The organism is Streptomyces sp. (assembly GCF_019510245.1).
Lineage (GTDB): Bacteria > Actinomycetota > Actinomycetes > Streptomycetales > Streptomycetaceae > Streptomyces.
Genome location: NZ_JAEKKT010000201.1, coordinates 1 through 20,858 on the forward strand (window position 1 = coordinate 1; position 20,858 = coordinate 20,858).

The 20,858-nt window shown below is 72.5% G+C and carries 17 protein-coding genes; 6 read left to right on the forward strand and 11 right to left on the reverse strand.

Annotated features, from left to right (window positions below; genetic code table 11):
* A partial coding sequence (locus JF597_RS40460) for a GtrA family protein (RefSeq protein WP_294008542.1) occupies window positions 1-399 on the forward strand: 399 nt, incomplete at its 5' end.
* Between the two features lie 36 nt (window positions 400-435).
* On the opposite strand, the gene JF597_RS40465 is transcribed toward JF597_RS40460, so the two are convergent.
* Both JF597_RS40465 and JF597_RS40470 read right to left on the reverse strand, forming a co-directional pair.
* Complete coding sequence (locus JF597_RS40465) at window positions 436-1,305, reverse strand: ABC transporter ATP-binding protein (protein WP_294008561.1); 870 nt, start codon at window positions 1,303-1,305, stop codon at window positions 436-438.
* Window positions 1,306-1,327: 22 nt separating this feature from the next.
* Window positions 1,328-2,245, reverse strand: a complete 918-nt coding sequence (locus tag JF597_RS40470) for an ABC transporter permease (RefSeq protein ID WP_294008543.1) — start codon at window positions 2,243-2,245, stop codon at window positions 1,328-1,330.
* A gap of 381 nt (window positions 2,246-2,626) precedes the next feature.
* On the opposite strand from JF597_RS40470, the gene JF597_RS40475 reads away from it, so the two are divergent.
* From JF597_RS40475 to JF597_RS40485, 3 genes are all read left to right on the forward strand, one after another.
* The gene (locus JF597_RS40475; RefSeq protein ID WP_294008544.1) at window positions 2,627-3,253 is read left to right on the forward strand and encodes a TetR/AcrR family transcriptional regulator; all 627 of its coding nucleotides are present in this window, start codon (window positions 2,627-2,629) and stop codon (window positions 3,251-3,253) included.
* A gap of 79 nt (window positions 3,254-3,332) precedes the next feature.
* A complete protein-coding gene (locus JF597_RS40480) occupies window positions 3,333-3,710 on the forward strand; it encodes a DoxX family protein (protein ID WP_294008545.1) in 378 nt (125 codons plus the stop codon).
* Between the two features lie 35 nt (window positions 3,711-3,745).
* The gene (locus JF597_RS40485) at window positions 3,746-4,672 is read left to right on the forward strand and encodes an RNA polymerase sigma-70 factor (RefSeq protein ID WP_294008546.1); all 927 of its coding nucleotides are present in this window, start codon (window positions 3,746-3,748) and stop codon (window positions 4,670-4,672) included.
* A gap of 160 nt (window positions 4,673-4,832) precedes the next feature.
* Here the strand turns inward: JF597_RS40485 and galE are convergent, their stop codons facing one another.
* Together galE and JF597_RS40495 are read right to left on the reverse strand one after the other, a co-directional pair.
* Window positions 4,833-5,813: a UDP-glucose 4-epimerase GalE gene (gene galE / locus JF597_RS40490; RefSeq protein WP_294008547.1), complete on the reverse strand. Its 981-nt coding sequence runs from the start codon at window positions 5,811-5,813 to the stop codon at window positions 4,833-4,835.
* Between the two features lie 38 nt (window positions 5,814-5,851).
* Window positions 5,852-7,069 (reverse strand): glycosyltransferase 87 family protein, encoded by a 1,218-nt coding sequence (locus JF597_RS40495; RefSeq protein WP_294008562.1) that lies wholly within the window; start codon window positions 7,067-7,069, stop codon window positions 5,852-5,854.
* A 319-nt stretch (window positions 7,070-7,388) separates the two neighbouring features.
* On the opposite strand from JF597_RS40495, the gene JF597_RS40500 reads away from it, so the two are divergent.
* Entirely contained in the window at window positions 7,389-8,999 is a 1,611-nt protein-coding gene (locus JF597_RS40500) for a glycosyltransferase family 39 protein (RefSeq protein WP_366916514.1), read from the forward strand.
* Between the two features lie 56 nt (window positions 9,000-9,055).
* Here JF597_RS40500 and JF597_RS40505 read toward each other — a convergent pair whose 3' ends face one another.
* A complete protein-coding gene (locus tag JF597_RS40505; RefSeq protein WP_294008548.1) occupies window positions 9,056-9,544 on the reverse strand; it encodes a MarR family transcriptional regulator in 489 nt (162 codons plus the stop codon).
* A 135-nt stretch (window positions 9,545-9,679) separates the two neighbouring features.
* On the opposite strand from JF597_RS40505, the gene JF597_RS40510 reads away from it, so the two are divergent.
* Window positions 9,680-10,096, forward strand: coding sequence for an organic hydroperoxide resistance protein (locus JF597_RS40510; RefSeq protein WP_294008549.1), 417 nt, complete (start codon window positions 9,680-9,682; stop codon window positions 10,094-10,096).
* Here the strand turns inward: JF597_RS40510 and JF597_RS40515 are convergent.
* From JF597_RS40515 to JF597_RS40540, 6 genes are all read right to left on the reverse strand, one after another.
* Complete coding sequence (locus JF597_RS40515; RefSeq protein ID WP_294008550.1) at window positions 10,086-11,567, reverse strand: hypothetical protein; 1,482 nt, start codon at window positions 11,565-11,567, stop codon at window positions 10,086-10,088. The two genes, JF597_RS40510 and JF597_RS40515, sit on opposite strands and share 11 nt — an antisense overlap.
* 72 nt (window positions 11,568-11,639) lie before the next feature.
* Complete coding sequence (locus tag JF597_RS40520; protein WP_294008551.1) at window positions 11,640-13,025, reverse strand: hypothetical protein; 1,386 nt, start codon at window positions 13,023-13,025, stop codon at window positions 11,640-11,642.
* On the reverse strand, window positions 13,022-15,208 hold the full coding sequence (locus JF597_RS40525; protein ID WP_294008552.1) for a bifunctional glycosyltransferase/CDP-glycerol:glycerophosphate glycerophosphotransferase: 2,187 nt from the start codon (window positions 15,206-15,208) through the stop codon (window positions 13,022-13,024). Before JF597_RS40525 ends, JF597_RS40520 begins: the two co-directional genes overlap by 4 nt.
* 2 nt (window positions 15,209-15,210) lie before the next feature.
* The gene (locus tag JF597_RS40530; protein WP_294008553.1) at window positions 15,211-17,403 is read right to left on the reverse strand and encodes a bifunctional glycosyltransferase/CDP-glycerol:glycerophosphate glycerophosphotransferase; all 2,193 of its coding nucleotides are present in this window, start codon (window positions 17,401-17,403) and stop codon (window positions 15,211-15,213) included.
* Window positions 17,404-17,527: 124 nt separating this feature from the next.
* Entirely contained in the window at window positions 17,528-19,786 is a 2,259-nt protein-coding gene (locus tag JF597_RS40535; protein WP_294008554.1) for a bifunctional glycosyltransferase family 2 protein/CDP-glycerol:glycerophosphate glycerophosphotransferase, read from the reverse strand.
* Window positions 19,787-19,941: 155 nt separating this feature from the next.
* Window positions 19,942-20,781 (reverse strand): carbohydrate ABC transporter permease, encoded by an 840-nt coding sequence (locus JF597_RS40540; protein ID WP_294008555.1) that lies wholly within the window; start codon window positions 20,779-20,781, stop codon window positions 19,942-19,944.
* Window positions 20,782-20,858 lie beyond the last annotated feature (77 nt).

Here is a 20,858-nt window from a genome sequence, read left to right on the forward strand (position 1 = left end):
CTCGAAGTCGTGAAATTCGCGGTCGTCGGCGGCAGCGGAGTCCTCGTCAATTTCCTGGCCTTCAACGTGCTGCTGCACGGGGTGCGTTGGCCGGCCATGGCCGCGACGATGGCGGCCAGCTGCCTGGCGATGGCGACCAATTACGTGGGCTTCCGGTTTTTCGCCTATCGCGACCGGTCCTCGCGCACACGACAGCAGATCGCACTTTTCTTCGTCTTCAGCGGACTCGGTGTCGTGCTGGAAAGCGGTCTGTTCTACGCCGGTTATAGCGGCCTCGGTCTGGACGGGCCGCTGGAATCCAATGTGGTGAAGGCGCTGTCGATCGTGCTCGCCTCCGCTTTCCGTTTCCTCGTCTACCGGACGTGGGTGTTCCAGACGGACACGAGCCGCGCCGTGTAGCGACGGCGCGGCTCATGGGCGTGAGCGGGTCCTGCCTCAGGAGGGCTGGGCGACCTTGGGCTGCGGCTTGGGCTTCGCCTTCGCCTTCGCCTTGTCGGACTTGTCGCCGCTGAAGGCCTCGTACTCGGCGAGGACCTCCTCGGTGGGCCCGTCCATGCGCAGCACACCGCGCTCCAGCCACAGCACCCGCTCGCAGGTGTCGCGGATGGACTTGTTGTTGTGGCTGACCAGGAAGACCGTGCCCGCGTGCTGGCGCAGCTCGCGGATCCGCTCCTCGGACCGCATGCGGAAGGACGCGTCACCGGTGGCCAGGGCCTCGTCGATGAGCAGGACGTCGTGGTCCTTGGCGGCGGCGATGGAGAAGCGGAGCCGGGCGCCCATGCCGGAGGAGTAGGTGCGCATCGGCAGGGTGATGAAGTCGCCCTTCTCGTTGATGCCGGAGAAGTCGACGATGTCCTGGTAGCGCTCCTTGATCTCCTCGCGGGACATGCCCATGGCGAGGCCGCCGAGGTAGACGTTCTTCTCACCGGTCAGGTCGCCCATCAGGGCCGCGTTGACGCCGAGGAGGGAGGGCTGGCCGTCGGTGTAGATGGCGCCGTTCTCCACGGGGAGGAGGCCCGCGACCGCCTTGAGCAGGGTCGACTTGCCGGACCCGTTGCTGCCGATCAGGCCGATCGCCTCGCCCTTGTAGGCGACGAAGGAGACGTTCTTGACCGCGTGCACCTTGCGGACGCCGGCCGCCTGCTCCGCGTGCTTGCGGCGCAGCATCCGGTTGAGGGCTGCGGTGGCGGAGCCGCGGCCGGCGCCCGTGCCGTTGACCCGGTAGACGATGTCGACGCCGTCGCAGACGACGGTGGGGACGTCGCTCACGGCGCGGGGCTCACGTACGTCGGGGGTGTCGCTCATGCTGGGGGTGTCGCTCACGTTGTCAGCCACGGCCGTACGTCTCCTCAGCCTTCCAGAAGTAGATGAACCCGCCGACGCCGAAGACCAGGGCCCAGCCCGTCGCGACGATCCACACGTGCGGCGGCAGCTGGCTGGCGTGGAAGCTGTCGATCAGGGAGAAGCGCATCAGGTCGATGTAGACGGCGGCCGGGTTGTCCTTGAGCACCGGGTTCACCCAGCTCGGCAGACCGTGGTGGTTCTTGGTCAGCTTGTCGATGTTCCACATGACGCCGGAGATGTACATCCAGGTGCGCAGCACGAACGGCATCAGCTGGGCGATGTCGGGCGTCTTGGCACCCCACCGGGCCATGATCATCGCGAAGCCGGCGTTGAAGGTGAACTGCAGGATCAGCGCCGGGATCGCCAGCAGCCAGGAGGCGGCCACCGGAACGCCGAAGCAGAGCAGGATGACGGCCAGGGCGGCCATGGAGAACAGCAGCTGCTGGAGCTGCTGGAGGCAGAAGGAGATGGGGAGCGCGGCCCGCGGGAAGTGCAGGGCGCGGACGAGGCCGAGGTTGCCCGAGATCGCGCGGGTGCCGACCATGATCGAGCTCTGCGTGAACGTCCAGATGAACACGCCCGTGACGAGGAACGGGATGTAGTCGGGGACGCCGCGCTTGGTGTCCAGCAGGACACCGAAGATGAAGTAGTACACCGCCGCGTTCAGCAGCGGGGTCATGACCTGCCAGACCTGGCCGAGCTTCGCCTGGGCGTACTGGGCGGTGAGCTTGGCGGTGGCGAACGCGGTGATGAAGTGGCGCCGCGCCCACAGCTGGCGGACGTACTCCGGCAGGGAGGGACGGGCGCCGCTGACCGAGAGACCGTACCGGGCGGCGAGCGCCGCGAGGTCGTCCTCGGCCGTGACCGGGGCCGGGGGCGGTGTGTGAAGGACCTGGGTCACATCCGCTGCTTTCACTCGGGGGGTGGGGGTGCGGCGTCCGGCTGGGCGCCGGGCCCGTACATCCGGCGTTTCCTTACGCTTCTCTTCACGTTTTCTTACGTCGGGACGGGACCGTATCGTCGCAACGGGAGCGTAAGCGGATTCAGCGTCGGAACGCAACCGTTTCGTCGTCACGGAGGGATGTGTGCCGTAACACTTTCGAGGTCGTGACGCGACCGATTCGTTGCGGTGTCCTGTGGGCACGTGTTCGGTACGGCGGTGACCTGGGGCGCGTTCAGCGCGATCGCGGTGCGGCAGCCTTGCGGCGTTCGGGTGGCGGCCCAGTGCCGGTGCGCCGTCGGAACGCAACCGTTTCGTCGTTACGCCCCTATGCTGGGAGACATGACGACGAACGCCGAGGAGTCCCAGACGCGTCCGCGCCGACGAGCCCCCGCCGGGGCGGCCGTCCTCCGCGAGGACGTGACCGAGGCCATCCGGGCCGCCGTCTTCGAGGAGCTCGCGGCGGTCGGGTATGCCCGGATGTCCATCGAGGGCATCGCGCGCCGCGCCGGCGTCGGCAAGACCGCCGTCTACCGCCGCTGGCGCTCCAAGCTGCACCTGGTCCTCGACGTCGTCTCCGCCCTAGCCGTGATGGGCCTGCCGGTGCCCGACACCGGCTCCCTGGAGGGCGACCTGCGACTGCTGTACGAGGTCACGTCCCGTGCGCTGCGCCACCCGGTCGCCTCGCAGATCATCCCGGACCTGCAGGCCGAGGCGGCCCGCAACCCGGAGATCGCCGAGGCCATGCAGAAGACGCTGCGCGAGGGCCAGGAGGGCGTCGCCAGCAAGATCATCGAGGCGGCGCAGCGGCGCGGTGAACTCGCCGAGGGCCTCGACGAAGACCTGGCCATGGACCTGATCTCCGGTCCGCTGTACTGGCGCTCGGTGGTGATCCGCACCCCGAAGCTGCCGAAGGGGTATCTGGCGGCGCTGGCCCGCGGGACCACGGAGGCGCTCAAGGCGCTGTGACCACCCGACGGTGGATGTCACAGGCGCCGCGGCTGTCTCGTCGTAGAGGGCGCAGGCATCCTCGGACAGGGAGTGGACGATGAACCTCGCGCTGTGGATCACGGCCGGGCTGCTCGCCGCGGTGGCGCTGGCAGGCGGGATCAGCAAGACGTTCGTGCCTCGGGAGAAGCTGGCCGCGGCGCACGGCGGCGGCTGGACCGGTGACGTCGGCGACGGTTTCGTGCGGACGCTCGGCATCCTCGAACTCCTGGCCGCGGCGGGCCTGGTCCTGCCCGCGGTCACCGGCATCGCGCCGGAACTGGTGCCGGTGACCGCCACCGCCTGGGTCCTGCTGATGGTCGGCGCGATGATCACCCACGGGCGGCGCGGCGAGCGGGCGTTCGTGGCGCTGAACCTGTTCTACCTGGCGCTGGCGCTGGTCGTCGCGGTGGGCCGGTTCGGCCCGGGCTCCTTCTGACGGGGCACCGGGACAGGGGACATGGGGGAGTGGACATGAAGGACAGGACCGAGGAGTTCCAGGAGCTGCGGCCGCTGCTGTTCTCGATCGCGTACCGGCTGCTGGGCAGCGTCGGCGAGGCCGAGGACGCCGTCCAGGAGGCCTGGCTGCGGCTGGCCGGCTCGCCGACGGAGGTCAGGTCGCCGAAGGCGTTCCTGTCGGCCGCGGTGACCCGGATCTCGATCGACGTGCTGCGCTCGGCCCGGGTCCGGCGCGAGGCGTACGTCGGCCCGTGGTTCCCCGAGCCGCTGCTCGCCGACCCTTACGAGGACCCCGCGCGGTCGGCGGAGCTGGCCGACTCGGTGTCGATGGCGGCCCTGCTGCTCCTGGAGCGGCTCAGCCCCCTGGAACGCGCGGTGTTCGTCCTGCGCGAGGTGTTCGACTTCGGCTTCCCCGAGGTCGCGTCCGCGGTGGGCCGCTCGGAGGCGGCCTGCCGCCAGCTGGCGGTCCGGGCCCGGCGCCACATGGCCGAGGGCCGCCCCCGCTTCGAGGCGGACCGCAGGGAACGCGACGAACTGGCCGCGCGCTTCTTCGAGGCCCTCCACGAAGGAGACATGGGCGGCCTGCAGGACCTGCTCGCCGCCGACGTGTCGCTGGTGGGCGACGCCGGCGGCAAAGCCCCGCAGCTGGCCCGCGCCGTGCTGGGTGCCCAGAACGTGGCCCGCCTCCTCGCCGCCGTCGTCCCGTTGCTGTTCCGGATCGACGTCACCTGCGAGCAGCACGAGGTCAACGGCCAGCCCGGCGCGATCTTCCGCGACCGCGACGGCAGGGTCCTCCAGACCTTCGCCCTCGACATCCTCGACGGCCGCATCCAGGCGATCCGCCTGGTCCTCAACCCCGACAAACTCGGCCACGTGGGCCCGGTGGCAGACGCCTGGGCCATCGCCGACCAAGTCAAACAGGCCCGCAGAACGGCAGAGTGACGGATCCTCAGGCACCGATCCTCAGGCACCTGACGGCCGGAGCCCGGTGGTTTCGCGCGTTGGCGGTCGGGCCCGTGGCGTCGCGCGTCCGGCGGTCGGGCCGGTGGTCTCGGCCGGCGGCCCGGCCGGAGGCGTCGCGTGCCTGGGGGCGGGCGGTGTGTCAGGTTCGGGATGCCTCCGGATGCAGGCGGAGCCAGCCCTCCCAGGCTGAGGTGATCATGTCCTGGACGTCGTGCTTGGCCTTCCAGCCGAGTTCGGCGGTGATGCGGTCGGCGGAGGCGACGACGCGGGCCGGGTCGCCGGGGCGGCGCGCGGTGACGGCCGGGGGGAGGTCGTAGCCGGTGACGGCGTTGATGCGGTCGATCATCTCGCGGACCGACACGCCCTCGCCGCGCCCGATGTTGAGGGTGAGTTCGCGGCCCGGCTCGGCCTGGAGCGCGCGGGCCGCGGCCACGTGGGCCTCGGCGAGGTCCACCACGTGGATGTAGTCGCGGATGGTGGTGCCGTCCGGTGTCGGATAGTCGTCGCCGAAGATGCGCGGCGGGGCGTGCTCCGTGAGCTTCTCGAAGACCATCGGGACAAGGTTGTAGACGCCGACGTCGGCGAGTTCGGGGCGGGCCGCGCCGGCCACGTTGAAGTAGCGGAGCGAGGCGGTGGACAGTCCGGTGGCTCGGCCCGTCGCGCGGACCAGCCACTCGCCCGCCAGCTTCGTCTCGCCGTACGGCGACATCGGCACGCACGGCGTCTCCTCCGTCACCGGGTCGACGTCCGGCATGCCGTAGACCGCCGCCGAGGAGGAGAACACGAAGGACGGGACACGGGCCTCCGTCACGGCCTGGAGCAGGACGCGCAGACCCTCGACGTTCTCGTGGTAGTAGTGCAGCGGACGGCCCACCGACTCGCCGACCTGCTTCTTCGCCGCCAGGTGCACGACCCCGGTCACCTCGTGCTCGGCCAGGACACGCGCGACCTTCTCACCGTCGAGGGTGGAGCCCGTCACCAGCGGCACGTCCTCCGGCAGGCGCTCGGCGATGCCGGTGGACAGGTCGTCGTACACCACCGTCCGCTCGCCCGCCTCCGCCATCGCGCGTACGACATGCGCCCCGATGTAGCCGGCGCCGCCGGTGATCAGCCAGGTCATGTATGGCCGTCCCCTCCGTGATTGGCCCGTGGTGTTCGTCAGCCGCGGTCACCCCTCAGTGAACCAGGTGCCGCCGACATCTGCGGACGGGCGACCTGGCTCGACGCGGTCAGGCGGACACGTGACGTGTTCCCGCGGCGGCGGGTGGCGCGCCACAGCCGGGTGAGGGAGAGCACGGCGGCCGTGGCCAGCAGGCCGTTGCGGGCGAGCATCAGCAGACAGCCGGTCCAGGTGCAGTGGACGACCTCGGCGTAGAACGCGGGGTAGGCGACGGCACTGAGCGCGGTCGCCGCCACGATCAGCGCGGCGACCGGTCGCTGGGTGGTGTGCCGTGAGGTCAGGCAGACGGCGGCCAGGCCGAGCAGCCAGATCATGTACTGCGGACTGATCACCCGGCTGGTGACGGTGAAGAGGAGCACGGCGCTCAGCGCCGCGTCGTACGGGGTGGCCGGGGACCAGTGCCTGGCCCGTACCCGCCACACCAGCAGCAGCGCGAAGGCGGCCGCGGTGAGCGCGAGGGAGGCGGTCGCGACCGCGCGCACGTGCGGGCCGACCAGTTCGATGGCGCCGTACTGGTAGCGGGTGGTGCCCCGCCAGCCGGCGTGCCGCGCGAGGCTCAGCGCGGTCCCGCCGAGCGACTCGACCTGCACGCCCCGGCCGCCCTGCTCACGGAGGAACGCGAGCGGATTGCGGAACGACACCACGAAGGCGGCGAGGGCCACGGTCCCCGTCAGGGCCGCGCTCAGCCACGCCCTGCGGGTCGGACGCCCGCGCTCCAGGCCCAGCAGCACCAGCGCCGGCCACACCTTGACCAACGCGCCCAGCGCCGCGAGTGCACCGCACGCGCGCGTGGAGCGCGACAGCGCCAGCAGGGAGAGCACGGCGAAGGCGGTCACCTCCACGTCGTAGCGGGCCAGCGGGAGGTGCAGCAGGAGAGGCAGGCCGCCGGTCCACAGCGCGGCGCCGAGCAGGGTGCGCCCGGGGCGCCTGCCCGCGCGGGCGAGTGCCGCCGTGACCAACGCGTCGGTGGCCAGGGTGAGCGCCACGAACGCCTGGAAGTAGCTCAGTCCGGGCACCAGCCCCGGCGCCAGCAGCACCGCGCCGGCACCCGGCGGGTACTGCCACAGCGTGTCGTGCGCCGGGAACGCGCCGTGCGACAGCACGCCGTACCAGTGGAAGTACAGCCGCCACACTTCACGCGCGACCGATCCGTGCCCCAGGGGTCGCTCGTTGTTGTGGGCGAGGAGCCACAGCATCAGCGCACGCGTGGCGATCCAGGCGGCGGTGAGGCAGAGGAGACGGGGGAGGCCGGGTGGGCGGCGGAGCCGGGGGAGTCGAACAGGCGGGGTGAACGGGACGCGCGGAAGCGGAGTGTACGGGTGGTGATTCATCGACCGCGAGCGTAAGCCGCGCGGATGGTGTATCCATGCCGATACGCCGTCATTACCCGGCAAAGGTTGGCTAATCGCAAAAGATCGGGCCGTGGTGAGTATCGGGCCTCTCGTAAAAGCACATCCGCGAACGACACGGACAGAAGTCGACAGCCGGCCGGCTCCACGGAGTCGGTCGCGCCCGTTGGGCGGCCCGCCCCGCTGGCCGCGGGCCGCCCGGCAGCTCGTCGTGGCCCTCCCGGCCGCGGTGATGCTCGCCGTCGGGTTCTGGGGGCTGCACCGCGGCGGCATGTGGCGCGACGAGGCCGTCACCTACCAGGTCGCCCGGCGCACGGTGCCGCAGATCTGGCGGCTGCTGCACGACGTCGACGCGGTGCACGGCCTGTACTACCTGCTGATGCACTACATCCTCGCCGCCGACCCCGGGCACCCCGGCGAGGTCGTCCTCCGGCTGCCCTCGGTGTGCGCGGCGGCCGGGACCGCGGGTCTGGTGGCCGCGCTCGGCAGCCGCCTGGCCCGGCCGCGCGTCGGCCTGTGGGCCGGGCTGCTGTACGCGGTCACCCCGCTGGTCGGCCACTACGCGCAGGAGGGCCGCTCGTACGCCCTGGTCGCCGCGGGCGCCACCGGCGCGACGCTGCTCCTGGTCCGGGCGGTCCGGGAGGAGGGGCGGCGGGCCTGGTGGTGGTACGGCGCCGTCCTCGGAGTCACCTGCTGGCTGCACGAGTTCGCCGTCCTGCTGCTGCTCGCGCACGCGGGAACCCTGGCGCTGGCCCGTTCGTCGGGAAGGGTGTGGCGGGGGTGGGGCTGCGCGGCCGGCGGCGTGGCGCTGTCGCTGCTGCCGATGGTCGTGGTCTCGCGCGGGCAGTCGGCCCAGGTGGCCTGGCTGCGGGAGCCGGACGTGGAGACCGCGCAGGAGTTGCTGCGCCAGTACCTCGGACCGACCGACGGGGTGTACTGGGCGAGCCTGGCGCTCGGGCTGTTCGGGCTGACGCGGCTGGTGGGCCGGCGCGGCGAGGTGACCCTCGCGGCGGTCGCGCTTCCGCTCGCGGTGCTGCCACCGGTGGCGCTGATGCTGGCCTCGCAGTTCACGCCGCTGTACGTCGACCGGTATGTGCTGTACGCGCTCGCCGGGGCGCCGTTGCTGGTGGCGCTCGGCGCGGACCAGGTCGTCCGGGTGCTCGGCCGGCTCTGGTCCCACGGCACGCGGACCGCGCCCCGGTCGCCCGCGCTCACCCTGGCCGGGGTTCTGGCGGTTCTCCTCGCCTTCGCCCACCAGGTGCCGCTGCTGCGGGCGGACCGGGTGCCGGGCACCCGTCCGGACGACCTCGGTGCGGTCGCGGCGGCCGTCGCTCGTGTGCTGCGGCCCGGCGACCCCGTGCTGTTCCTGCCGTCCCACGCGCGCGGGGCGGAGCTCGCGTATCCCGCCGACTTCAAGGGCACGCGGGACGTCGCACTGGCCGAACCGGGGCCGGAGTCCGGGACGTTGTACGGCCGTGAGGTGGGGGTGGGGACGCTGCGGCGGAGGTTGGCGGGTGCCGACGAGGTGTGGGCCGTGATGGAGAAGTACGCGCTGGTGAGCGGGTATCGGCCGCGGTTGGGGACGGAGCGGGCGAAGTTCGCTGTGCTGAACCAGCAGTTCGTGCTGCGGGAGGAGATGGTGATCGACCGGGTTGCGCTTCGGTTGTATGTGCGGCCGGTTCGAGGGGGTTCGGAGGAGTCCGGGCTGCGGAGTGGTGGGGGCTGGTCGCGCCCACGCGGCGGCAGCGGCGCATCGACGACAGCCCCGCGCCCCTGACGGGGCGCTTCGCCGAAGGGGCGCTCCAAGGGGCCCGTCGCTCCAAGAGACCCCTTTCAGCAGGAACCCTCCTCCAAGGCCGCCGCGTCCAGGGTCCCCGTCAGTTGATCCAGCCGTGCCTTCAGGTCCCGGATCTCCTCCACGTCGAAGCCCGTCGCCGCCACGATCCTCCGCGGCACCTGCAGCGCCCGCTCCCGCAGTGCGGTCCCCTCCTCGGTCAGCCGTACCTCCACCGAGCGTTCGTCGCGCGCGCTGCGCTCGCGGTGCACCAGGCCCGCCGCCTCCAGGCGCTTGAGCAGCGGGGAGAGGGTGCCGGAGTCCAGGCGCAGGTGTTCGCCGAGCCTCTTGACCGGCAGGTCGCCCTGTTCCCACAGCACCAGCATCACCAGGTACTGCGGGTAGGTGAGCCCGAGGTCCTTGAGGATCACGCGGTAGACGCCGTTGAAGGCGCGGGACGCGGCGTGCAGGGAGAAGCAGATCTGGCGGTCCAGGCGGAGCCACTCCGCCTCGGGCGCGGGGCTGGGGGTCGGGGTCGTCGTGGTCATGGCTCAAGCGTAGCGCTTGCGGGTCATTTAGTTGTGGGCAATTGAATTGTGTGCTCTACTTGTGCTCGTGAGGGCGGCGGGAACGGGAGCCGCCGGACACCGATGCTTCGAGCACTTCGAGAGGGATGGTCTTCCATGGACGCGCTCTACACCGCAGCCGCCACCGCCACCGGCCGGGAAGGACGGGCGGTCAGCTCGGACGGGCAGCTGGACCTCACGCTGGCGTTCCCGCCGGCGCTGGGCGGCAACGGCCAGGGCACCAACCCCGAGCAGCTCTTCGCCGCCGGTTACGCCGCCTGTTTCGCCAGCGCCCTCGGCGCCATCGGCCGCCAGGCCAAGGTCGACACCGGCGAGATCTCCGTGACCGCCGAGGTCGGCATCGGCAAGGACGAGTCCGACGGCGGCTTCGCGCTCAAGGTCACCCTGCGCGTCGAGCTTCCCGAGGCGCTCGCCAACGAGAGCGGCGAGAAGCTGGTCCACCAGGCCCACGACTTCTGCCCCTACTCCAAGGCCACCAAGGGCAACATCCCGGTCGAGCTCGTCATCGAGTAACCGATCCAGTAGCCGACCGAGTAGTCGGCGGCACCGGGGACGTGTCCCCCGTCCGGGTGAGCCGCGCGAGCACCTCCCCGGTCCGCCGGCTCCAGTCCACCACCACCGCCTCCGCGGGCAGCCGCTCCTGCCGTGTCAGCAGCAGCCAGCGCACCCGGGGGCGGTGGTCGTGCCCGTCGGTCAGGTCGATGCCGTAGCCGGGGAGCAGCCGGAGGGCGTAGTAGGCGTCCGTGACCACCGGTTCCCCCGGGCCGATGTGCCGGGCCGCCCAGTCGTACGACGGCCAGCGCGGCGGCTGGGCGAAGCCGACCGGGTCCACCGAGCGCGGTACGACCGCTCCGGCCTGCGCGGCCACAAAGCCCAGGCAGATCCCGCCGGCCGCGGCCCAGCCCAGCATCCGCCGCCACCGGCACCACGGCCGCTCCGCCGCCAGCTCCACGGCGAGCGCACACTGCGGCGCCAGCAGCACGAGCCCGAGCAGCCCGAAGAGCCGCCCGCACACCAGCACCGGGCACTCCAGGGCGAACAACAGCACGAGCGGATCACGCCAGCCCGCGGGCCGCACCGAACCGCACGCAGCCGACCCGCCCGCCCGCCGAGCCCGCAGCCACAGAGCCGGGACCCCGAGCAGCGCCAGCCAGCACCGGCCGCCCCACTCACCCGCACCGGCGTACGGCCCGTACGGGGACGGCGGCAGCACGCGGGCATGCGTCCCGAAGGCGAGCGCGGCCACCGCCACCGCGCACATCAGCGCCCACCGCCCCCACACCGCGCACCGCCACCCCCGCTGCCACCCCGCCACGAACGCCACCGCGCCGGCCGCCGCGCCCGCCCCGGTCACCGGGTCGATCAGCGCCACCGTCCCGTACAGCAGGCCGAGCGCCGCGTAGCCGGACAGGCTGCGCAGGCCGCTCGGGCCGACATAGCGCACCCGGCGCAGATCGCGGGCGCGGGCGCCGGTCAGGGCCCAGGCCCAGAGGGTCAGGCCGAGGGCGAACGCGGACGGGTAGCCGAGGCTGCCGGTCAGCGGCAGCAGGGCCAGCGAGCCCCCGCCCCACGCCGGCCGCGTGCCCCACAGCAGGGACAGGAAGGCCAGCGCCAGCACCGGCGCCCACGGCCGCGGGGTGAGGACCCGGACCAGGCGGCCGAGGCCCGTCAGCAGCACCAGCAGGTTCAGCGGACCGCACGCCCGCAGCAGCTGCCACCCCGACAGGCCGGCCAGCCGGGCGAGCGTGCCCTGGGCGAGTACGTACGGGGAGACGGCGGTGTCCGTCAGGCCCGCCCGCAGCCGGGCCACCGCCGCCGCGTGCAGTCCGGCCTCGCAGCACGGCGGCACCCGCCAGAAGGCCAGGGTCATCAGCAGCCAGAACAGCACGCCGAAGACCTGGTACGGGGTGAGTCTGCGGACGCGGCCGCCGCGCAGGGCGGTGGAGCCACGAGCGGCGCGCCGGAGCAGGGCGCCGGTGCTCACCGGAGGAAACGGACGGGACGGACCATTTGCCAAGTGTTCCCGCCCGCCCCGACCGTGTTGCCGTCCGTCACCTCATCGAGTGATGCCGACCGCCCTGGGCGCCCCTTGCGGGGGGACCGGGACCGGCCGGTGCACCAGCGGTTCGAGGAGCAACGGCACGCCCACCACCGGCAGCAGCCACGCCAGCACGATCAGCCGGTCGCCGAAGATGGTGATGTCGGGGTGGCCGGCCTGGGTGAGGATCCCGGTCGCGGCGGCCGCCAGCAGGAAGACACCGAAGGCGGGCCGCCGCCGCGCGCCGCACGCCCCGGCCGCCAGCGCGGCCGGGAACAGCGGCGCCGACAGTTGCCGCCGCAGCCACTCCACCCAGAAGTCGAACTCCAGATGGAGGAACTCCCGCCACGGATGGGCCCGGTCCGGGTGGGCGTAGTGGCCGGTCAGCAGGTCCTGCACGCTCTCCGCCTCGGAGGGGTAGCGCAGCAGCCGGGCGAGGAGCAGGGTGCCGGCCACCGCGCCGCACCCCACCGCCGCGATCACGGCCACCCCGCGCCCGGGGCTCCGCCCGTCCCGGCGGCGGCGCCACAGCGCGACCAGTGCCGCGGCCCCGGCCAGGCACGCGCCGAGAAAGAGCGCCTGCGAGTGCTTCACGGCGAACAACGCGACCAGCGCGCCCGCGACCAACGCCGTCCCCACTCGCGCCGTCCCCACTCGCGCCGTCCCCAGGCGTGGCCTCCCCAGCCGCGCGGTCGGCGCCCGCGCCGCCTCCGCCCGCGCCGCCTCCGCCCGCGCCGCCTCCGTCCCCGCCCGCCCGGTGAGGACCAGCGCGCAGCCCCACAGCGCCGTCAGGGTCAGGGCCAGCATCAGGCCCTCCGCCATCGGCCGCATCGCGGTCGTGCCGACCGGCAGGACGTAGTACAGGGCCTGCCCGGTCAGCGCGAGCGGCACCGGTACCGACACCGTCCGCAGCACCAGGAAGACCAGCACCCCGCCCGCGCCCGCGACCAGCACACTCGCCAGCCACACTCCCCACGTCACCCCGAACACGGTGACGAACGGCACCAGGAACACCGGATACCCCGGCCGCACCTCGAAGATCCGCCGCAGCCGAGGGGCCACGAACGGCACGACGTGCCCGTCCGTCTGCGCGCCCCCGGCCCGCAACCGCCGCTCCACCCGGCGCAGTTCACCGGCCCGGCACTGAGCGAACACCCGCCCCGCCGGACTGGGCGCGTGGAAGCGCACCACGTCCACGCGCTGTGCGCGCTCTGCCGCAGACGCCTTGCCGGCGCACACCCAGTCCACCGTCTCGGCCGCCGCTTCCCGCTTGCCCGTCCCGGCCAGGGTCAGCGCGTACGACACGTAGTTCTTGGAGTCCGGCGTGTCCCGCCCGGTCACGTTCGCGAGTTGCAGCACCGCGAAGACGCCGGCCAGTACCAGCACCCAGGTGCGCGGTCTCACGTCGACGCCAGCAGGTCACGCGCGCCGGCCGGACCCGGCACCCGGGTCGGCTCCGGCGTGGACTCGCCGAGCAGCAGCGTCCGTACGACCCGTTCGGCGGCCCTGCCGTCGTCGAACTCGCAGAACCGGCACCGGAAGTCGGCCCGCAGCCGGGCCGATTCCTCGTCCCGCCAGCTGCCCGAGGCGAACAGCCAGGCCAGCTCCCGGTAGGAGCGCGAGACATGGCCCGGCGCCTCGGCGGTGATGTCGAGATAGGCGCCCCGGCTCGCCGTGTACGCGGCCCAGTCGTCGGCGTGCACGACGATCGGCCGGTCGAGGTTGGCGTAGTCGAACATGAGGGACGAGTAGTCGGTGACCAGGGCGTCCGAGGCCAGCATGACCTCCTCGGCATGCGGTTCACCGGTCGCGTCGACCACGATTCCGCGCCGGTGCAGCTCGGCCAGGCCCATCCCGCGCGCCGGCCCGGTCGCGAGGCCCGGATGCAGCCGGACCACCAGCGTGTGCCCCTCCCCGAGGTCGGCGGCGAATTGGGCCAGGTCGATCCGGTCGACGTGACCGCCCCGGACGTAGTCGCGGCGGGTCGGCGCGTAGAGCACCACGGTGTGGTCGGCCGGAATGCCGTGCCGGGCCCGGAAGTCCGTCGGGCCGCCGGTGACCAGGACGTCGTTGCGCGGGCTGCCCGTGCGGGCCGAGGCGAAGTGGCAGGGGTAGGCCCGCTCCCACACCAGCTCCGAGTGGCGGTTGGCGACCAGGCTGTGGTCCCAGCGGTCGGCCCGGCGCAGCATCTGCGGCACGTCGAAACCGAGCCGGGCGCCGGGCTTGCCCAGCAGGTCGGCGCCCACGTACTTGAGCGGGGTGCCCCGGTGGGTGTGGACGTGCACGCTGCCGGGCCGTTTCACCAGCGTGCCGGGCCAGTTGACGTCGTTGACGAAGAACTTCGCGCGGGCGGTCAGCCGCAGGTACTGCGGGGAGTCCAGCAGCACGTGCTCCACGCCGGCCGGCAGCTCCGCCGCGACCTCCGCGTCCCGCACCACCCAGACGCCACGCAGCCCCGGAGCGATCTCCCGGGCCGCCCGGTACACGGCCGCCGGGTCGCCGCGCAGCCCCTGGTGCGAGGCCGCCGAGTACAGGACCAGTTCCTCGTCCAGCGGACGCAGGCCGTGGAGCCCGGTCAGCGCGCGCCGGGCCCGGGCGCCCGCCGCCCGCCGCACCCGCAGAGCCTGCCTGCCGCCCGCCCTGCCGGCCCGCCCGGCCCGTTCCCGCAGCCGGTACGACGCGTACGACCCGCCCAGCACACCGAGGTCGGCCCCCTCCGGCCGGAACGCCCGGTACAGCTCCGCGGTCCGCTGGAAGAACTCGCCCCTGGCGGCGGGCGGCAGCCGGTCCGGTTTGGCGAGGATGTCCAGGCAGTGCTCGCCCATCTTCCGGTGCAGGTAGGGCCGCCAGCCGGCCAGTTCCGGGCGGGCGTCGACGAAGGCGAAGACCCGCTTGTACTGCTCGTGGACGTCGAAGTGCTTGCGGCTGGTGGTGGACAGGATGTTGCCCTGCCGGCGCTGGCGGTAGTTCAGGCAGATCCGGTCGAGGGTGGCGATCCGGGCCGCGCTGAGCATGACCGGGAAGGTCCAGGGGGTGTCCTCGTAGTAGCCCGGCGGGAACTGGAAGCCGTTCTCCTCGACGAAGCCACGCCGGTAGGCCTTGTTCCACACCACCATCAACAGGTCGAGAACTTCGGGGCGTTCCGCCGCGGTGAAGACGCCGTCGGCCGAACTGAGCACCTCTGCCAGGGCGTTGCGCCGGGTCCCGCCCCACCAGTAGGTGCGGGCGTAGTCGAAGACCAGCACGTCCGGGTCGCCGGTCTCCGCCAGCCGGTCGGCGATCGCGCGCAGCGCGCCCGGCGTGAGGGTGTCGTCGCTGTCGAGGAACAGGAGGAAGTCACCGGTGGCGTGCGGGAGTCCGGCGTTGCGGGCACGGCCGAGCCCGACGTTCTCCGGCAGGTGCAGGACCTTCACGCGCGGGTCGCGGGCCGCGTACTCGTCGAGGATCGCGCCGCAGCCGTCCGGGGAGCGGTCGTCGACGGCGATCACCTCGATGTCGTGCAAGGACTGCTCCAGGACCGAGTCGAGGCACTCGCGGAGGAAGCCCTGCACCATGAAACAGGGGATGATCACACTGAGTCGGGGCACGGTCAGCTCCTGACGAGGGTCGCGGGCGGAGCGGGCAGGCGTTCGGCGAGCGGGATCACCGTCGGGACGTCCTCGGGCGGCCTTCCGAGGAACACCCGCCGTACCACCCGTTCGGCGGCCAGCCCGTCGTCGAACTGGCAGAACCGCGCGCGGAAGTCGGCCCGCAGCCGCCGGGACTCCGGGCCCCGGTAGGAGCCGTCACGGAAGATCCGGGCCAGCTCCTCGGGGGTGTGGGCGACCGGCCCCGGCGGTTCGGCCATCAGGTCGAAGTAGACGCCCCGGGTCTGCCGGTAGACCTCCCAGTCGTCGGCGTAGACGACGATCGGCCGGTCCAGGTTGGCGTAGTCGAACATGATGGAGGAGTAGTCGGTGATCAGCGCGTCCGCGGCCAGGCACACGTCCTCGGCGGAGCGGTGGGCGGTGACGTCGATGACCCGGCCGGTGCCCGCCGGACGGCCCCGGTCGTAGAAGTAGTGCGCGCGCAGCAGCACGACGACGTCCTCGCCGGCCGCCTCGCAGAACGCCTCCAGGTCGAGGCCGGGCTCGAAGCCGGTGTGGTGGTCGCGGTGGGTGGGCGCGTACAGCACGGCCGTCCGGCCGTCGGGGACGCCCAGTCTGCGGCGGGCCCGGACCACGTCGTGGGCGGACGCCGTGTAGTAGACGTCGTTGCGCGGATAGCCGTACTCCAGGGTCCGGTACGAGCCGGGGAAGGCGCGTTCCCAGGTCTGGGTGGAGTGGCGGTTGGAGGAGAGGTTGAAGTCCCAGCGGTCGACGCGGCCGAGCAGCCTGGTGAAGCTGCCGGTCCGGGCGGCGACCACCGGGTACGTCGACTGGTCGACGCCCATCTTCTTCAGCGGGGTGCCGTGCTGTGTCTGCAGGTGGACGCTGCCGGGCCGCTTGACGACCCCCTCGGCGAAGTTCGCGTTGTTCACCAGGTACTTGGCGCGGGCCAGCACCTCCCAGTACCGGCGGCTGCCGATCACCACGGACTCGACGTCGTCCGGCACGCCGTGTTCCTGGCCGGCCTCGACCAGGAACACCGAGCGGATGTGCGGGGCGAGTTCACGGGCCACGGCGTGGATCGCGGCCGGGTTGCAGACGTAGCCGCGCCCCCAGTAGGCGCAGTACACGGCGAGGTTCGCGTCCAGCGGGCGGCGCAGGTCGAGGGCGTACCGGAGCCGGGTGAGCGGCAGGGGCGGGCGCGGCAGCCACCCGGCGGCGCCGGCGGCGATCCGGTTGGCGCCGCGGAGCACGCGGAACGGCGTGTACGCGCCCGCCGCCAGGAGCCGGTGCTGGACACCCACGCTGCCGCCCGGCATCCGGAACCCGTCCGGCCGGTGCGTGCGATGCAACAGGGCCGCCCGCCGGAAGAACGCCCGGTGCCCGGACGGCATCCGCTCCGGCCGCGCGGCCGTCCGCAGCACCACCGCGAAGACCTGCTCGAACAGTGCCCGCGCCCGGTCGCCGGGCAGCGCGGCGGCCCGGTCCAGTACCAGCTCCGCCTGGTCGAGGAGTTCCCCCTGGTGCGGTCCCGGCAGGTTCAGCCGGCTGCCCTGCCGGCGCAGCCGGTGCCGTACGACCACCGAGCGCAGCACCGCGATCCGCTCCGCGGCGACGGTGGTCAGACCGCCCCAGCCGAGGTCCGTGAAGTGCCCGTCCGGGAAGCGCAGGTGCCGCTCGGTGAGGAAGGACCGGCGGTAGACCGCGCTCCAGGCCGGCAGGGCCACGCCGGTCAGCCGCGGGGCCCGGTCCGGGGTGAACGCGCCGTCCGGGAGGCCGGCCAGCAGGGGGGCCGCCGGGTTGGCCGGCTCGCCCTCCCACCAGGGGACCCGCTCGTGCTCGGCATACAGGACGTCCACGTCACCGGTCTCGGCGAGCCGGGCGTCGAGCAGCGCCAGCGCGCCCGGGACCAGGACGTCGTCGCCGTCGAGGAAGAGCAGGTACGTGCCGTGCGCCGCCCGCATCCCGGTGTTCCGGGCGCCGCTCAGCCCGGCGGACGGCGGGGAGTGCACCGGGGCCACCCGGGAGTCCCGCTCGGCGTAGGCGGCGGCGACCGGGGCGGCCGGGGCGTCGGGCGCGTCGCAGACCGGGATCAGCTCCAGGTCGCCGAAGGACTGGGCGAGGACCGAGTCCAGCGCCTGGGACAGCCGGCCGGCGACCCCGTGGGACGGGACGATGATGCTGAAGCGGGGCATGCTGCTCTTTCTCAGGTGTGCATGCGGCCCGGCCTTCCCGTCGGCCGCCAGGTGGACGGCCGGGACGGAGCGGGCCGCGAGGTGTTGGGGGGCATGAGGGCACTCCCTGCAAGGCAAACGGCGTTCAGCGGCTCTCGGTGACGGGCGGATGTCCGGAAGGTTGCGGAACGGTGGCCAGCGGGGAGTGGGCGAGCCCCGATGCCGCCGAGGGCACGGGGTGCCGCTGCTCCAGCGGGACGAACTCCGGCAGCCCGGCCGTCTCGCCGAGCACCACGTGCCGTACGACCCGCTCGGCGGCGCGTCCGTCGTCGTAGCGGCAGTACCGCTCGCGGAACGCGGCGCGCAGCTGGGCGGAGCGGGAGCCGCGCCAGTGGCCGGTGGCGAAGATGTCGATCAGCTCGTCCTCGGTGCGGGCGACCGCGCCGGGCGGGCTGGAGCGCAGGTCGAAGTAGGTGCCGCGGGCCGCGTGGTAGGCGTCCCAGTCCTCGGTGTGCACGACGATCGGCCGGTCCAGGTTGGCGTAGTCGAACATCAGGGAGGAGTAGTCGGTGACCAGCGCGTCCGCGGCCAGGCAGAGGGACTCCACGCTGGGGTGGTCGCTGACGTCGATCACCCGGTCCGCGGAGGCGAGCGGGCCGCCCTGCCAGTAGTGGGCGCGGGCCAGGATCACGAAGCGCGGGCCGAGACGGCGCACGATCCGGTCCAGGTCGAGGGCGGGGCGCTGGGTGCGCCGGTAGTCGCGGTGGGTGGGGGCGTACAGGAGGGCGACGGCGCCCTCGGGGACGCCGAGCGACTCCCGGATGCGGGTGACGTCGGCCGAGGTGGCCTGCAGGAAGACGTCGTTGCGCGGGTAGCCGTACTCGAGGGTCCGGTAGCCGCCGGGGTAGACACGCTCCCAGGTCAGGGTGGTGTGGCGGTTGGCGGACAGGACGTAGTCCCACTTGTCGACGCCCCGCAGGAGCTCCTCGAAGTCCATGCCGGCGGCAGCCGCCGGGTGCTCCTGGAGGTCGAGGCCCATGTGCTTGAGCGGGGTGCCGTGCTGGGTCTGCACGAACACCTGGCCGGGGCGCTTGCGCAGCCGCCGGTCGAAGTTCACGTTGTTGACCAGGTACTTGGAGCGGGCCAGCGCCGTCCAGTAGGCGAAGGTGCCCGGCCGCAGCCGGCGCGGGCCCGGCGGGATCGTGTGGTGGTGTTCCGGACGGGCGATCCAGGCGGTGCGGATGTGCGGGGCGTGGGTGCGGAACGCCTTCTCCAGCGCGCCCGGGTTGCAGCTGTGGCCGCGGTTCCAGTAGGCGGCGAAGACCGCGCGGTCGGCCCGCAGCGGGAGGCGCAGCTGTACGCGGTAGTGCAGCTGGAGCAGGGCGGAGCGCAGGCCGCGCACGGACTTCACGCCGGCCTTGTGGGCACGGCGGCGGACGGACACCGCCCACTGGAGGGCGCGGTAGGTGCGGTGCAGGCCGTAATGGACGAGGGCGTGGCGGAGCCGGGTGCGGAGGGGGCCGTTCGCGCCCACCGCGTGATGGCGGCGGTAGTGGGCGCGGGCCGTGCGCAGGAACTCCCCGCGGCTGCCTTTCGGAAGCCGGCCCGGACTGGTGAACACCGTCGAGAAGTGGTCCACCATGCGCCGGAACAGGACCGGCCGCCAGTGCGCCAGTTCGGGGCGCTCCGCGAGGAACGCGAAGACCCGGTCGTACTGTTCGAAGATGTCGAAGTGCCTGCGGCTGGTGGTGGCGAGGATGCTGCCCCGCCGCTGCCGGTAGTGCACGCAGACCCGGTCGAGGGTCGCGATCGACTCGGCGGCCATCAGGACCGGGTAGGTCCAGGGCGTGTCCTCGTAGAGGCCGGGCGGGAAGGCGAAGCCGTTCTCCTCGACGAACTCCCGCCGGTACGCCTTGTTCCAGGCCACCATGAGTACGCGCAGCAGACCGGGCCGGTCGTCGAGCCGCAAGGGTGCCGGACCCTGTTCGGTCAGGTGCGGCGCGACCCTGTTGCGCTCCGCCCGGCCCGTCCAGAACGTCCGCGCGTAGTCGTGGACCAGCACGTCCGGGTCGCCGGTCTCCTTGATCCGGTCGGCGATCGCCCGCAGCGCGTCCGGGGTGAGGGTGTCGTCGCCGTCCAGGAAGAGCAGGTAGTCGCCGCACGCCTGCGCCATCCCCGCGTTCCGGGCGCCGCCCAGGCCCTGGTTCTCCGGCAGGTGCAGGGCCTTCACGCGCGCGTCGCGGGCCGCGTACTCGTCGATGATCGTGCCGCAGGCGTCCGGCGAGCAGTCGTCCACCGCGATCAGTTCGAGATCGGGGTACGACTGTGAGAGCACCGAGTCGAGGCACTCGGGCAGATACGCCTGGACCTGGTACGCGGGGACAATGACACTGAACCTGGGCAAGGCACATCCATGGGTCGGTCGGCGCGGGCGTTCTGCCCGGGAACGGCCAATGGAACGATTTGGTTACGGTTCCTTACGACATGTGGGTTACGTTCTGTGAACGGGCGGGGGCGAGCCGATGACCGGCCCGCCCCCTCCGGAAGCCCCTTGAGCGGTCATTTGACCGCGCCCGCCATCACCCCCGTCACGAACTGCCGCTGGAACGCGAAGAACACGGCCAGCGGGATCACCATCGAGATGAAGGCGCCGGGCGCGAGGACGTCGACGTTGTTGCCGAACTGGCGGACCTGGGTCTGGAGCGCGACCGTGATCGGCTGGGTGCCCGACTTGGTGAACACCAGCGCGACCAGCATGTCGTTCCACACCCACAGGAACTGGAAGATGCCGAGGCTCGCGATCGCCGGCCCGCCGAGCGGCATCACCACCCGGGTGAACAGCCGCAGTTCACCGGCGCCGTCCAGGCGAGCCGCCTCCAGCAGCTCGCGCGGGATCTCCGCGAAGAAGTTCCGCAGCAGGAACACCGCGAACGGCAGCCCGAAGCCGACATGGAAGAGGATCACCCCGAAGATCGTCCCGAACAGGCCGATCTTGCCGAAGAGTTCGGCGATCGGGATCAGCGCCACCTGGACGGGTACGACCAGGAGACTGACCACCACCAGGAACCACCAGTCCCGGCCCGGGAACTCCATCCACGCGAACGCGTAACCGGCCAGCGCCCCGATGACCACGACCAGGATCGTCGCCGGGACGGTGATCAGGACCGTGTTCCAGAGGGAGTTGGTGATGTCGCCGTTCTCCAGGAGCTTCTGGTAGCTGTCGAACGTCAGCTGCGACGGCTTGGCGAACACGTGCCACCAGCCGTCGGCGCTCATGTCCTCCGGGGATCTGAGGGAGGACGCGAGCAGCCCGATCGTCGGCACCAGCCAGAACAGCGCCACGACGATCAGGAAGACGCGGACCAGACCGCCGTTGATCTTCTCCAGCAGCCAGCTCATCGCCGCTCCTCCCGCCGCAGCCGACGCACGTTACTGCGCCATCCCGGGGACGCAGACAAAAGCGGCTGCCGCCGCGG